Raw genomic sequence first — 14,975 nt, forward strand, 5'->3', positions numbered from 1 at the left:
GTCTGTTTATTGTTTTTAGCAAGCCAAACTCCAGCCTGCTGATTTTTATACCGCGGCTTGTGCCACTGCTTTTTCTTCTCTTAAGCCTGTAAATTCAGGCATTAAAGAAATTAGGTGTTTGCTGTATTCATGCTGAGGCGATTGGAACAACTGCTCTGTTGGCGCGACTTCCAATAGTTCTCCCATTTGCATCACACCAACACGGTCACACATTTGACGAATAACCGGTAAATCGTGACTGATGAACAGCATGGTTAGGTTGAGCTCGTCTTGTAAGTCTTTTAATAGGTTAAGAATCTGAGCCTGTACCGACACATCCAGCGCCGACGTAGGTTCATCACAAATTAAAAGACGTGGGCGAGTTGCCAAGGCACGAGCGATAGAAATACGCTGACGTTGGCCACCTGAGAATTCGTGTGGGTATTTAACCCCAGCCATCTTGCCTAAACCAACGTGCTCTAGCAGGTCGTGAACGATCTGACGAGTTTCATTCTCGTTGCGCGTAAGCTTATGGAATCGGATAGGTTCAGCAATGATGTCGAATATCTTCATTCGAGGGTTCATTGATGTGTATGGGTTTTGGAACACCATCTGCATTTGGCGACGCATTGGGCGACGCTCTTTCTCAGACTTAAGCCCAGTAAGGTCAATACCTTCAAAGGTCACTTTGCCTGAGTTGGGTGCGTACAAGCCAGCAATCACACGAGCAATCGTTGACTTACCCGACCCAGACTCACCAACAAGACCAAAAGTTTCACCTTCGTGTACTTCAAAGCTCACGTTGTTTGACGCCTGAACGTACTCACGACGACTCTCAAAGAAAGAATCCTTGGTGGTAAAGCGTAAGTTTACATTTTCAACATTCAACAACGGACCAGTGTAATCACGGTGATCTTGGCTTTGACCTAACCAGTGGTTTTTCACATCAAGTGGTTCCATCTCGTGCGCTTCTTCGATGTAGCTAACAAGAGGGAAACGATCGAGTTTACGATCTGAACGCGGAACCGCTGAAATAAGACTGTGCGTGTAAGGGTGTTCAGGAGTACCAAGGACTTTCGCCGTCGGGCCAAACTCAACTAAATCACCACGATACATAACCGCAACGCGGTCGGTAACGTTAGATACAACACCCATGTCATGCGTGACCAACATACAACCTACGTTCTTCTTAATACATAGGTCGCGAATCAAACCCAAAATCTGGTCTTGGATAGACACATCCAGTGCTGTTGTTGGTTCATCTGCAATGATTAAGTCAGGTTCACCTGCCAATGCAATCGCGATAACCACACGTTGACGCATACCGCCAGAGAATTGGTGTGGGTACTGCTTTAAACGGTTTTCTGGTTGCGGAATACCAACTTGGTTCATCAAGTCTAATGAGCGTTGGTAGGCTTCTTGATCCGAAACCTTCATATTGGCATGAATCGTTTCTTTTAACTGCTGTTCTACTGTGAATAGAGGGTTAAGAGAAGTCATTGGATCTTGGAAGATAAATCCAATCTTTGAGCCGCGAACTGAACGCATCTGTTCAGGAGACAAACCTGAAACTTTTTCGCCATCAAGGAATACCTCGCCGCTAGCGATGCGACCAGGAGGACTCAGCAAATCGATCACAGCATTGCCTACTGTTGATTTACCTGCACCAGACTCACCGACAACGCCAACAATCTCACCACGTTCAATATTGAACGAAAGCGACTTTACTGCTGCGTGAACTCCATGACGAGATGGGTATTCGATACGAAGATTTTTTACTTCTAAAAGTGACATTACCAGACCTCTACTGCTTTGGCAGCTCTCTGCCCTGTCTGCAAAATTGAATCCATTCTTACCAGAATATTGTTCTGATATTTTATACGGTTGACAATTTGGCAAATAATTCACAGAAAAGCAACAAAAATAGGATAAAAAGTCGACATCAAACGCTTAACAAGCAAAAGCGCCACATAACTATTCATCTTAAGAGCATATAGTAATAAAAATCAATATTATATTGTCGATGATAAATACTCACAAACCCCTTACTACCACTTACTTGTAGAGTTAAATCTATGATTGAAAGCAGATCTCACTACCAGTCAATAAAAACAAATAATTATTCCAAAAAACAATTAACACTATAGAAACAAACTCTAACTTTTGTTATTTAAGCAAACAAAACAACCAAATATAACCGCATTACCCATATATATTACCGACCCCATCATTTCAGCGAATACCAATCAGTGAAACGAAAGGCTTGCTAAAATGGGGGCGAATTTGAGCGACTTAATGTGAAGAAGACTGTCAAATACAGGCCTTAGAGAGCATATTCGGGGTCAAATTTCACTTTTCATAAAAATCTTTAGACCAAACCTATTAATCTGTCGAATTATTAACGGTGAATTTTATATAAAATTAGATATAGAACAGCCAATTTAATAAAGAGGGATCCTCTAGAAAAGCGTAATAATCTAGAAAAAAGGTAAGAGATCCCCTTATATAAAGGATGAATTTTGCGAAGGCCATATCAAGCAAGACATTGAAATATTTAGGGTATCAGTATTCAAAATCAAGAATAACTTCAACGACAGATGTCAAAAATCTCAACCTTTCGACTGAAGCCTCTATTGTGGTAAATAAAGAGAGATTCGGCACGGAAGCGCTTCCTGTGGCCTGACGAACCGCCGAGCTGGCGATCCACCGGGCTGGCGATTCAAGTCGCAGCTCTCTGAACCCAAACCACCTAAACTCCAAACGTAAAAAGCCCCAGTCTTTAGACTGAGGCTTCGGCTTCTTAAGTGATAGGTGAAGAGACATTCTTTGAACATCAGACGAACCCCACTTGGGTTCCAGCCTAGTGATCTACAGATGAAAAAAAAGCTCATCATTTCTGATGAGCTTTCTTAAAGGTGGTCAGTGAAGGGGATTTGATCGGACTGGCGATCCAGCCCACGACCCTCTTGGTACCAAATTATCTAAATTCCAGACGTAAAAAAGCCCCGTCATTTCTGACGAGGCTTCTTAAGGTGGTCGGTGAAGAGGGATTCGAACCCCCGACCCTCTGGTCCCAAACCAGATGCGCTACCAAGCTGCGCTATTCACCGAGATATTTTGTTTGATTTCTCAAACTGGGAACTTCAAAGAAGTTACCAAAATTAATGGGGTGGCTAACGAGATTCGAACTCGCGACCACCGGAATCACAATCCAGGGCTCTACCAACTGAGCTATAGCCACCACTAATTTTTTATATAACCGCTTAAAAGCGATTATTGAAATAGTGGTCGGTGAAGAGGGATTCGAACCCCCGACCCTCTGGTCCCAAACCAGATGCGCTACCAAGCTGCGCTATTCACCGACTTTTTTGTCTCGACTCTTGGGAATAACGAGTCAACACTGGAAGCCTAAGCTACCGTTTTATTCTATAAAGAAAGAATGGGGTGGCTAACGAGATTCGAACTCGCGACCACCGGAATCACAATCCAGGGCTCTACCAACTGAGCTATAGCCACCATTGTTTCTTTTTTTGCCAATTCTCACTTACCGAAGTAAGAGACCGGATGGCGCGCCTGAAAGGATTCGAACCTTCGGCCTTTGGCTCCGGAGGCCAACGCTCTATCCAGCTGAGCTACAGGCGCATGCCCTGTCGGCGGAGTGGAATAATACGTATATCACCTAATGCCGTCTAGTACTTTTTTAACTTTTTTTTCTGTTTGGTCTCTTTTTCGACAGTTAATATGTGATAAACCCCTTATTTGAGTACTACAACCCGCCACAGCTTATAAGTTGTTGTTTATTGCAACAACTTATCGGGATATAATCACCCATTATTTACATTGGTTTAACAGTTGCTCTTTGCTGCTCAAATCAAAACACCCTTCCAACACTATAAATTGGTAAGCACGTACTTACCTTGGGAATGTAAAGTGAGTTTAATGGATATGTCTCGTCGAATTTTAAGCGTTGTCATCGCAGTTTTAACCTTTTCAACTGGCGCAATGGCTTCAGGCCTAAGCGAAGCAGAGCAAGATGCGATTGCTGAACGCATCAAACCAGTTGGTCAAGTTTACCTAGTAGGCAGCGAACCAGTAGCCGCAGAACCAACAGGCCCTCGTGATGGCGCAACAGTTTACGGTACCTTTTGTATCGCTTGTCACGCATCTGGCGTAAGTGGCGCACCTAAAACAGGTGATGCTGGTGATTGGGGGCCTCGTATTGCTCAAGGTCGCGATATCCTAGCTAACCACGCAATCAACGGCTTTAATGCAATGCCAGCGAAAGGTTCATGTATGGACTGTTCAGACGACGAAATCAAAGATGCTATCGAGCACATGATTGCTGGTCTGTAATTTACCGATCTGTAATTAAAAACGCCAGATTCAGAAAAGGTGATCTCATGATCACCTTTTTATTGGCTTCTATATAGTGCTATTAAAGCAGAGCATTACTTCTTATTGAACATCGCACGAATGTTAGCAATGTGCGCCTGTCCTTTTTCCATTCTTTCTTCTGCGGATTGTGGTTTCTTAACGCTTTCCCACTCCACGTCATCATGCGGCAACTCATCAAGAAAGCGACTTTGTGTTGGCTTAATCAATTCACCATATTGACGGCGTTCACGACACTTAGTAAAGGTCAGCTCTTTCTGCGCTCGCGTAATCCCTACATACATAAGACGACGCTCTTCTTCTACATTACCTTCATCAACACTGGTTTGGTGCGGCAAGATGCCCTCTTCGGCACCCATCAAGAATACATACGGAAACTCTAGGCCTTTCGATGCGTGCAATGTCATTAGTTGAACTTGGTCTGCATCGTCATCATCTTCCCCGCGTTCCATCATGTCGCGTAAAGTTAAGCGTTGAACAACCTCTCGTAGCGTCTTCTCTTCTTTATCATAGTTATCACCTTCGAGGTCGGCCACAATCCAGCTATACAGATCAGAGACGTTCTTCATTCGCATTTCAGCCGCTTTCGGGCTTGCCGAGGTTTCGTATAACCAGTCTTCATAGTTAATATCACGAACCAAAGAACGAACCGCCTCAACTGTATTACCGCGTTCAGCATTATCTGAAATTCGAACAATCCAATCACCGAAGCGACGCAGGTTTTCTAAGCCACGGCCAGTCAATGTTTGCTCTAAGCCCATTTCGAAGCTGGCTTCAAACAGACTTTTACCACGCATGTTGGCGTAGCTGCCTAATTTTTCAAGCGTAACAGGGCCGATCTCACGACGCGGCGTATTCACAATACGCAGGAAGGCGTTGTCATCATCAGGGTTCACTAACACACGTAGGTAAGCCATGATGTCTTTAATTTCTGCTCTGGCGAAAAAGGATGTACCGCCAGAGATCTTGTAAGGTACACGGTTTTGCATCAGCGCTTTTTCAATCAAGCGAGATTGGTGGTTACCGCGGTAAAGTACTGCGTAATCTTTGTATTCTGTACGATTCAAAAACTTGTGAGCGATGATCTCACCGGTAATACGCTCTGCTTCGTGTTCTTCGTTCTTAGCGTTCAATACTTTGAGTTTTTCTCCGTCTGGGATCTCAGAGAACAGTGATTTTTCATAAACGTGAGGGTTATTAGCGATCAAAATATTCGCTGCACGCAAGATACGGCTCGTTGAGCGATAATTTTGCTCTAGCTTAATCAAGCGAAGGTTTGGATAGTCTTCACCAAGCAACACCAAGTTTTGCGGTTTTGCGCCACGCCATGAGTAGATAGATTGGTCATCATCACCTACCACAGTGAGACGCCCTCTTTCACCGACAAGCAGTCGCACCAACTCATATTGACTGGTGTTGGTATCTTGGTATTCATCGACCAGTAAATAGCGGATACGAGATTGCCAGCGCTCACGCACTTCTTGATTGGTTTTCAGAAGCAATACCGGCATCGCGATCAGGTCATCAAAATCGAGTGCGTTGTAGGCCTTCATCTGTTTCTGATACATCTCAAAACAAAATGCAAACAGCTGCTCTTGTTCGCCTTGAGCTCTTGCTTTCGCCTGATCTGGCGTCAGCATGTCATTCTTCCAATTTGAAATTGTACTCATTAAAGAACGCAACAGATCCTTATCACCATCGATCTGTGTTTCTGTTAGCTCTTTTAATAAAGCTAGCTGGTCTTGATCATCAAATAACGAGAATCCAGCTTTAAGACCCAGAGCTTTGTATTCGCGGCGAATAATGGTTAGACCCATGGTATGAAAGGTCGAAACAATTAACCCTTTCGACTCGCCTTTACCCAAGGTTTGTCCAACACGCTCTTTCATCTCTCGTGCCGCTTTATTGGTAAAGGTTACCGCTGCAATATTACGCGCCTTGTAGCCACACTCTTGAACCAAGTAAGCAATCTTATTAGTGATAACACGTGTTTTCCCAGATCCAGCGCCCGCTAATACTAAGCAGGGGCCCGAAACATATTTCACGGCTTCATCTTGTCTTGGATTCAGTTTCATTTGATTCTCAATTTGGTCTAGAGGGGCGAATTCAATTGCGCGCCTATAATAATGCTGCAACACCACGAATGCTACGTTCTCTTATACAAGATTTTTACGCTACTTGTGTAAAACTTTGTTGCACATGTGTATGGTTCTTGGGCTATAATGAATGAACGTTCATTCACTGGTGATGGAATAATGACAACTCATGCACCTCAGGATAAACGCCAACAAATACTTTCTGCCGCTGAAAAGCTCATTGCGGAGGTCGGCTTTCAAGGCCTTTCAATGCAAAAATTAGCCAAAGAGGCGGGAGTTGCTGCAGGCACTATCTACCGCTACTTTGATGATAAGGACCACTTGATAGATGATGTTCGAGTGCTCGTGACTCAACGAGTAGCTGATGCTGTTCAAGAAGGGGTTGATGATTCGGATCCAATTAAGCAACGCTATCGTACTATGTGGTTGAACATATGGAACTTAGCGGGAACGAACTTAGCCGCGATAAAAAATCGGGTTCAGTATGACTCTCTACCCATCACAAATAGCCTAAACTTCAGGGAACTAGAGCGTGAAATGTTTGCCCAAGTTGAGCTGCTATTTAATGAGGGAAAAGAGCAAGGACTGTTTAAACCACTTAATAATGAAGTATTAGGTGGCTTGAGCTTAGCGGCTAGCGTATCTCTAGCACGTAAGCATTCTTTAGGATTTTACCAACTCGACGAGGCAGAACTAGAATCTGCAATAGAAGCCAGTTGGGACGCAATAATTAAACACTAGATCGGAGTTCTGACCATAATGAAAAAGTGGACTTTCTTCATGTTATTCATCGCTGTACTGCTTTTCGGCAGCGTTATTGGGTTCAACATGTTCAAACAACAAAAAATTGCTGAGTATATGGCCAACCGCCCTGAACCAGAGTTTCCAGTAACGGTTACTGAAGTTCAGCCGATCGACTGGGTTCCAGTGATTGAAGCTATCGGCTTCATCGAACCTAACCAAGGTGTCACACTAGCGAACGAAACCAGCGGTGTTATTGACCAAATCTCTTTTGGTTCTGGTACTGATGTTAAAAATGACCAACTTCTTGTTCGTCTTGATTCTGGCGTAGAAAAGGCAAACCTAAAAAGTTCTGAAGCTCGCCTGCCTGCGGCAAAAGCAAAATACAAACGCTACCAAGGCCTATTTAAGAAAGGTTCTATTTCAAAAGAAGCATACGATGAAGCAGAAGCAAACTACTACTCTCTATCAGCTGATATTGAAAGCCTAAAAGCATCTATCGAACGCCGTGAAATTCGTGCTCCTTTCGATGGCAAAGTGGGTATCCGTAACGTGTACCTAGGCCAATACCTGCAATCAGGTACAGATATCGTTCGTTTAGAAGATACAAGCGTCATGCGTCTACGCTTTACAGTATCTCAAACAGATATCTCTCGTATTAATGTTGGTCAGGCTATCGACATCTTTGTTGATGCTTACCCAGAAAAACCTTTTGAAGGCTCTATTAGTGCCATTGAGCCAGCGGTAAGTATCCAAAGTGGTCTTATTCAAGTTCAAGCCGATATTCCAAACAATGGTGGCCAACTTCGTAGCGGCATGTTCGCTCGCGCTAACATCATTCTGCCTAAGCTAGAGAACCAAGTAACGTTGCCTCAAACAGCGATTACTTTCACTCTATATGGTGACAATGTTTACATCCTGACGGAAGAAGACGGCGTTCAACGTGTTGCTCAACATGTTGTAAAAGTAGGTGAGCGTACCGCTGAGATTGCACACATCCTTGAAGGCGTTAAAGCCGGCGATACGGTTGTAACTTCTGGCCAAGTACGTCTAAGTAACGGTGCCAAAGTTAAGGTTGTTGAAAGTGATGCAATCACTCCACCATCTGAAACACCTAAGCTGTAACTGGAGGCACAATGCGCTTTACTGATGTTTTTATTAAACGTCCAGTTCTAGCGGTATCCATCAGCTTTTTGATTGCTCTGCTTGGCTTACAAGCAATCTTCAAAATGCAGGTGCGTGAATACCCTGAAATGACGAATACCGTCGTAACCGTAACCACGAGTTACTACGGTGCAAGTGCCGATCTTATCCAAGGCTTTATCACCCAGCCCCTCGAACAGGCTGTGGCTCAAGCGGATAATATCGACTATATGACTTCTTCTTCTGTACTTGGTAGTTCTACGATTACCGTCAACATGAAGTTGAACACCGACCCGAATGCGGCGCTGTCTGACATACTGGCCAAGACTAACTCGGTGCGTTCTCAGCTTCCTAAAGAAGCCGAAGATCCAACCGTAACTATGTCTACCGGTTCAACGACGGCTGTACTCTACATTGGTTTTACTAGTGATGAGTTGGTGTCGAGCCAAATTACTGACTACCTAGAGCGTGTAATCAACCCGCAACTATTTACGGTAAATGGTGTATCTAAAGTTGACCTATATGGTGGTATGAAATACGCACTGCGCGTATGGCTAGATCCATCAAAAATGGCAGCAGTTAGCCTAACTGCATCTGATGTAATGACGGTACTGAACGCTAACAACTACCAATCGGCTACGGGTCAAGCAACCGGTGAGTTCGTGCTTTACAACGGCAGTGCAGATACTCAGGTATCAAACACTGAAGAATTAGAGAACCTAGTAGTGAAGAGCGGTGAAGGTGAGATCATTCGCCTATCCGACATCGCTAAGGTTTCTCTAGAGAAAAGCCACGACATTTACCGCGCAAGTGCTAATGGTCAAGAAGCGGTTGTTGCAGCGATTAACGCGGCACCAAGTGCTAACCCAATCAACATCGCTGCAGATGTACTTGAGCTTCTTCCTCAATTAGAGAAGAACCTACCAAGTAATATCTCAATGAACGTAATGTACGATTCGACAATTGCGATTAACGAATCAATTCAAGAGGTTATTAAGACCATTCTTGAAGCAGCATTAATTGTATTGATCGTAATTACTTTGTTCTTAGGTTCATTCCGAGCGGTACTGATCCCTATTGTTACTATCCCACTGTCTTTGATTGGTGTGGCAATGGTAATGCAGGCAATGGGCTTCTCTTGGAACCTAATGACACTTCTGGCAATGGTACTCGCCATCGGCCTAGTGGTAGATGATGCGATCGTTGTACTTGAAAACGTCGACCGGCATATCAAGCTCGGGGAGTCACCTTTCCGAGCAGCAATTATCGGTACTCGTGAAATTGCGATCCCTGTTATTGCAATGACATTAACGCTAGGTGCGGTATACGCTCCAATCGCGATGATGGGTGGTATCACTGGCTCGCTATTTAAAGAGTTTGCGTTAACCCTAGCCGGTTCAGTTTTTGTTTCGGGTATTGTGGCACTAACGCTGTCGCCAATGATGTGTTCAAAAATGCTAAAAGCTCACGCAGAGCCGAGCAAATTTGAGCAGAAAGTTCATAGCGTGCTGGATGGCATGACCAACCGTTACGAGCGTATGCTTGGTGCGGTAATGCAACATCGTCCAGTATTTATTGGTTTTGCTATCATCGTATTTGCAAGTTTGCCATTGTTGTTCAAGTTCATCCCTAGCGAGTTAGCACCTTCAGAAGATAAAGGTGTAATCATGTTAATGGGTACAGCACCGTCGAATGCGAACTTAGACTTCATGCAAAACACCATGAACGACGTAAACAAGATTCTGTCTGATCAGCCAGAAGTAGCTTACGCACAGGTATTTACAGGTGTGCCTAATGCAAACCAAGCATTTGGTATCGCATCTATGGTGCCTTGGAGCGAACGTGAAGCAAGCCAATCAGACGTAGCAAACCGCGTTGGTAATTTGGTGAAAGATGTTCCAGGAATGGCGGTAACTGCATTCCAAATGCCAGAACTACCAGGTGCAGGTTCAGGTCTTCCGATTCAGTTTGTCATTACAACGCCAAACAGTTTTGAAAGCTTGTTCCAAATCACCACCGACATTCTGGCTGATGTCTCTTCAAATCCACTGTTCGTGTATTCAGATCTCGATCTGAACTACGACTCAGCAACCATGAAGATCAACATCGACAAGGATAAAGCGGGCGCATACGGCGTGACCATGCAAGATATCGGTATCACACTCGGTACCATGATGTCAGATGGCTACGTAAACCGTATCGACTTAAATGGCCGTTCTTACGAGGTTATTCCTCAAGTTGAACGTAAATTCCGTTTGAACCCAGAGTCAATGAACAACTACTACGTACGTGCCGCTGATGGTAACGCCGTTCCACTAGGCAGTTTGATTACGATTGATGTTGTGGCAGAGCCTCGCTCACTTCCTCACTTCAACCAATTGAACTCGGCTACGATTGGTGCGGTACCGGCTCCAGGCGCAGCAATGGGTGACGCAATTGCGTGGTTTGAAGACACAGCAGCGAACAAGCTTCCAAGTGGCTACAACCATGACTACATGGGTGAAGCACGCCAATACGTAACAGAAGGTAGCGCACTTTACGCGACCTTTGGTTTAGCGTTGGCGATCATCTTCTTGGTATTGGCGATTCAGTTTGAATCTCTAAAAGATCCACTGGTTATCATGGTATCTGTACCACTGGCGATTTGTGGTGCCCTAATCGCTCTGGCTTGGGGTGCGGCAACGATGAACATCTATTCGCAAGTTGGTTTGATCACATTGGTCGGCCTGATTACCAAGCACGGTATCTTGATCTGTGAGGTAGCCAAAGAAGAACAGCTACATAATCACAAAAACCGTATTGAAGCGGTAATGGAAGCGGCGAAGGTTCGTCTTCGTCCAATCCTGATGACAACGGCTGCGATGATCGCGGGTCTAATCCCACTGATGTACGCAAGTGGTGCGGGTGCGGCTCAGCGTTTCAGTATTGGTATCGTAATCGTTGCAGGTCTAGCGATTGGTACTATCTTCACGCTATTTGTACTGCCTGTGATTTACAGCTACTTGGCTGAAAAACACAAACCTTTACCTGTATTTGTTGAAGACAAAGACCTAGAAAAGCTAGCTCGCGTCGATGAAGCAAAAGCAGCGCACAGAGAATTAGCTGATAATAAGTAATCACTAAGTCGTAATAACAATAAAAAGGCTACTTCGGTGGCCTTTTTTTGTACGCCATAGGCGACATCTCAAGTGTGATTAAATAGAATAGTGATAAATATTCAGGAGTTTTAATTGATATGTTTGATCCAAAAAAACTAGAGCAGATTGCTAAGCAGATCCACGATTCTATGCCTCAACCAGTAAAAGAGCTTGGTTCAGACGTAGATCAAAAAGTTCGCCAGGTTATCCAAGGCCAGTTGAATAAGTTAGACGTTGTAAGCCGTGAAGAATTTGATGTTCAAACACAAGTACTACTGCGCACTCGCCAAAAGCTGACTGAAATGGAACAAAAGCTAGCGGACTTAGAAGCAAAGATTGCCGACAAGTAAGCGTAAAGTAAAAAAACTTAAAAGGGTTGGTGTGAAAACACCAACCCTTTTGTATTTCTGAAGATCAATCAAGAACTGAAAACCGACGAAGACCTATCAAGCAATATTCATTTGATTGATTTTTAAGACTTTGTTACTAAAAGCAAAAAGGCTTGGTCAACGGCGACCAAGCCTTTTTATTAGATGTTGTGTTGCTTATTTATAACTCCAACCTGTAAGAAGTTAGTGATACTGCTTCGCTTTTTCTACAAATTTATCAGTATCTAAGCGACTAATTAACCGCCTACAGCAATACGCTTCATATCGCTCATGTAGCTACGTAACTCTTCACCAATGTATTCTACAGGGTGGTTACGAATAGCTTCGTTTACTTCAATTAGCTTAGCGTTATCAACTTGGTTAGATGTTTCACCTAGACCACGGCCGATTACGTCTGTTGCTACTGAAGGCATGAACTTCTCACGCAGTAGCGGTGTTGCTACGTTAGCGAACAGGTAGTTACCGTACTCAGCAGTATCAGAGATTACAACGTTCATTTCGTAAAGACGCTTACGAGCAACTGTGTTTGCAATTAGTGGAAGTTCATGTAGAGATTCGTAGTAAGCAGACTCATCGATGATGCCAGATGCTGTCATAGCTTCGAATGCTAGCTCAACACCGGCACGAACCATAGCAACCATGAGGATACCGTTATCGAAGTACTCTTGCTCTGAGATTTCTACGTCAGAAGCTGGGTAATTTTCGAATGCAGTTTCACCTGTCTCTTCGCGCCAGCCTAATAGGTTCACGTCATCGTTCGCCCAGTCAGCCATCATAGTGCTAGAGAAGTGACCAGAGATGATGTCATCCATGTGCTTGTTGTAAAGCGGACGCATTAGATCTTTAAGCTCTTCAGAAAGCTCAAACGCTTTAACTTTAGCAGGGTTAGATAGACGATCCATCATGTGAGTTACGCCACCGAACTTAAGCGCTTCAGTGATCGTTTCCCAACCGTATTGTAGAAGCTTGCCTGCATAGCCTGGTTCAATGCCATCAGCAATCATCTTCTCGTAAGATACGATAGAACCAGCTTGTAGCATGCCACAAAGGATAGTTTGCTCACCCATAAGGTCAGATTTAACTTCAGCTACGAAAGAAGACTCTAGGCAACCTGCGCGGTGACCACCAGTACCAGCAGCCCAAGCTTTAGCGATATCCCAACCTTCGCCTTTAGGGTCATTTTCTGGGTGAACAGCGATCAGTGTTGGTACACCGAAGCCACGCTTGTACTCTTCACGTACTTCAGAACCGGGACACTTAGGTGCAACCATAACAACCGTAAGGTCAGAACGTAATTGCATGCCTTCTTCAACAACGTTAAAGCCATGAGAGTAACCAAGAGCAGCGCCTTGCTTCATTAGAGGCATTACTGTTTCAACAACATTTGTATGTTGCTTGTCTGGAGTAAGGTTGATAACTAGATCTGCTTGAGGGATTAGCGTTTCGTAGCTACCCACAACAAAGCCGTTTTCATCCGCGTTTTTGAATGATTGACGCTTTTCATCAATTGCCGCTTGGCGTAGAGCGTAAGATACGTCTAGACCAGAATCACGCATGTTCAGACCTTGGTTTAGGCCTTGAGCACCACAACCAACAATTACGATTTTCTTACCTTCAAGATATTCAGCTTCTGTCGTGAATTCTTCACGATCCATGAAGCGGCAACGACCTAATTGGTCTAGTTGTTCACGAAGGTTTAATGTATTGAAATAGTTAGCCATTCTAGGGCACTCCTTTAAAAATAAGTCCGTAAGGTCGATATCTATCTATCGAATGACTTCATACTAAAACAGACACTCCGTTGCTGAAAGTGATATATTCACAATTAGTTATTGCAATAAATGCAACATGGAAACGATCGCAAAACATGAACATAAAATCTCTACAATTATTTATACATTTATGTAATAGCAAGAGTTTCAGTAAAACCGCTGCTGCTATGCACGTCAGTCCTTCAGCACTTAGTCGTCAGGTACAAAAGCTTGAAGAGGAAACGGGGCAAGAATTGCTTATCAGAGATAACCGCAGTGTTGATCTTACTCCAGCAGGAAAGCATCTATTGCCAGTAGCATTAAGCATCGTTGGAGAGTGGCAGCAATACAATCTTCACCTTAAAGGTGGTGAACAAGAGCTTAAAGGTGAGATTCGCATATTTTGCTCGGTAACGGCTAGCTACAGCCACCTACCAGAGCTCATGACCGAATTTAGATCTATTCATCCATACATTGAATTTAAGCTCTCTACCGGCGATCCGGCTCAATCCATCGACAAGATTTTAAATGATGAAGCAGATATTGCTATCTCAGCGAAGCCCGACATCCTTCCTTCAAGATTAGAGTTCGAAACCATCAGCGATATCCCACTATCAGTGATCATCCCATCCGGTGTGAGTAGTTTTAGTCAGCAACTGCAATCAGATAAACCAAACTGGAATGAAGTGCCTTTTATCATCCCAGAAGCAGGGACTGCGCGAGAACGTGCGAACGCGTGGTTCAAAAAGATGAAGATAAAGCCCAACATTTACGCTCAGGTATCAGGTCATGAAGCAATCGTAAGTATGGTTGCTCTTGGCTGTGGGGTTGGTATCGCGCCAGATGTAGTCATTAACAACAGTCCAGTGAGAGACAAAGTCGACCGATTAAAAATAGAGCCAATCAAACCGTTTGAATTAGGTGTCTGCTGTAAACGATCTCAACTTGAGAACCCATTGATTAGAGCATTCTGGCAGGTAGCCGAAGGAAAATATCTCCCTGACTAGTTAACTTTAGATATGTTGGTTAAGAGAATAATAAAGAGAGCACGTTAGTGCTCTTTTTTGTTTTTCTTAATAGCAGATATGAAAAAGCCCGCTGATTTCTCAGCGGGCTTTTCAATGGTGGTGGAGGGATAGGGATTTGAACCCTAGAACCGCTATTAACGGTTGCCGGTTTTCAAGACCGGTGCTTTCGACCACTCAGCCATCCCTCCAACAAATTGTCATCAATAGATTAGTACACTAATGATGTTGTTACTTGCTATGCAAATAACGATACCTTTTGTCTTCACTTTTTAAAAAGTGAAAATAAATAGGAGCCTGGCGATGTCCTACTCTCACATGG

The 14,975-nt window shown here is 43.9% G+C and carries 9 protein-coding genes and 6 tRNA genes; 6 read left to right on the forward strand and 9 right to left on the reverse strand.

Features of this window, described 5'->3' with window-relative positions:
• Window positions 1–45: 45 nt before the first annotated feature.
• The 6 genes from BCU75_RS04320 to BCU75_RS04345 all read right to left on the reverse strand — a co-directional run bounded on the left by BCU75_RS04320 (window position 46) and on the right by BCU75_RS04345 (window position 3,621).
• Entirely contained in the window at window positions 46–1,773 is a 1,728-nt protein-coding gene (locus BCU75_RS04320; protein ID WP_102473020.1) for a dipeptide ABC transporter ATP-binding protein, read from the reverse strand.
• Window positions 1,774–3,012: 1,239 nt separating this feature from the next.
• Window positions 3,013–3,089, reverse strand: a tRNA-Pro gene (locus BCU75_RS04325).
• Window positions 3,090–3,144: 55 nt separating this feature from the next.
• Window positions 3,145–3,220, reverse strand: a tRNA-His gene (locus tag BCU75_RS04330).
• Window positions 3,221–3,264: 44 nt separating this feature from the next.
• Window positions 3,265–3,341 (reverse strand) — tRNA-Pro (locus BCU75_RS04335).
• A 78-nt stretch (window positions 3,342–3,419) separates the two neighbouring features.
• Window positions 3,420–3,495: transfer RNA gene (locus BCU75_RS04340), tRNA-His, on the reverse strand.
• A 49-nt stretch (window positions 3,496–3,544) separates the two neighbouring features.
• Window positions 3,545–3,621: transfer RNA gene (locus BCU75_RS04345), tRNA-Arg, on the reverse strand.
• A 297-nt stretch (window positions 3,622–3,918) separates the two neighbouring features.
• Here BCU75_RS04345 and BCU75_RS04350 point away from each other — a divergent pair.
• A complete protein-coding gene (locus BCU75_RS04350; protein WP_054548019.1) occupies window positions 3,919–4,332 on the forward strand; it encodes a c-type cytochrome in 414 nt (137 codons plus the stop codon).
• A gap of 95 nt (window positions 4,333–4,427) precedes the next feature.
• Here BCU75_RS04350 and rep read toward each other — a convergent pair whose 3' ends face one another.
• Window positions 4,428–6,446: a DNA helicase Rep gene (gene rep / locus BCU75_RS04355; protein WP_076679131.1), complete on the reverse strand. Its 2,019-nt coding sequence runs from the start codon at window positions 6,444–6,446 to the stop codon at window positions 4,428–4,430.
• Window positions 6,447–6,626: 180 nt separating this feature from the next.
• On the opposite strand from rep, the gene BCU75_RS04360 reads away from it, so the two are divergent.
• From BCU75_RS04360 to ubiK, 4 genes are all read left to right on the forward strand, one after another.
• Entirely contained in the window at window positions 6,627–7,208 is a 582-nt protein-coding gene (locus BCU75_RS04360; RefSeq protein ID WP_198592544.1) for a TetR/AcrR family transcriptional regulator, read from the forward strand.
• Between the two features lie 18 nt (window positions 7,209–7,226).
• Window positions 7,227–8,333 (forward strand): efflux RND transporter periplasmic adaptor subunit, encoded by a 1,107-nt coding sequence (locus tag BCU75_RS04365; RefSeq protein ID WP_076679129.1) that lies wholly within the window; start codon window positions 7,227–7,229, stop codon window positions 8,331–8,333.
• Between the two features lie 11 nt (window positions 8,334–8,344).
• On the forward strand, window positions 8,345–11,467 hold the full coding sequence (locus tag BCU75_RS04370; protein ID WP_076679128.1) for a multidrug efflux RND transporter permease subunit: 3,123 nt from the start codon (window positions 8,345–8,347) through the stop codon (window positions 11,465–11,467).
• 119 nt (window positions 11,468–11,586) lie between these two features.
• Window positions 11,587–11,838, forward strand: coding sequence for a ubiquinone biosynthesis accessory factor UbiK (gene ubiK / locus BCU75_RS04375; protein ID WP_009848085.1), 252 nt, complete (start codon window positions 11,587–11,589; stop codon window positions 11,836–11,838).
• A 275-nt stretch (window positions 11,839–12,113) separates the two neighbouring features.
• Here the strand turns inward: ubiK and ilvC are convergent, their stop codons facing one another.
• Window positions 12,114–13,598 carry a ketol-acid reductoisomerase gene (gene ilvC, locus BCU75_RS04380; RefSeq protein ID WP_009848086.1) on the reverse strand — a complete coding sequence of 495 codons (1,485 nt, stop codon included), beginning with the start codon at window positions 13,596–13,598 and terminating at the stop codon, window positions 12,114–12,116.
• Window positions 13,599–13,744: 146 nt separating this feature from the next.
• Between ilvC and ilvY the strand changes: the two genes are divergently transcribed.
• On the forward strand, window positions 13,745–14,635 hold the full coding sequence (ilvY, locus tag BCU75_RS04385; RefSeq protein WP_102473021.1) for an HTH-type transcriptional activator IlvY: 891 nt from the start codon (window positions 13,745–13,747) through the stop codon (window positions 14,633–14,635).
• A 118-nt stretch (window positions 14,636–14,753) separates the two neighbouring features.
• Here ilvY and BCU75_RS04390 read toward each other — a convergent pair.
• Window positions 14,754–14,844 (reverse strand) — tRNA-Ser (locus BCU75_RS04390).
• Between the last annotated feature and the right edge of the window lie 131 nt (window positions 14,845–14,975).

This window comes from Vibrio splendidus (genome assembly GCF_002873455.1).
In the GTDB taxonomy this organism is placed as follows: Bacteria; Pseudomonadota; Gammaproteobacteria; order Enterobacterales; family Vibrionaceae; genus Vibrio; species Vibrio splendidus_J.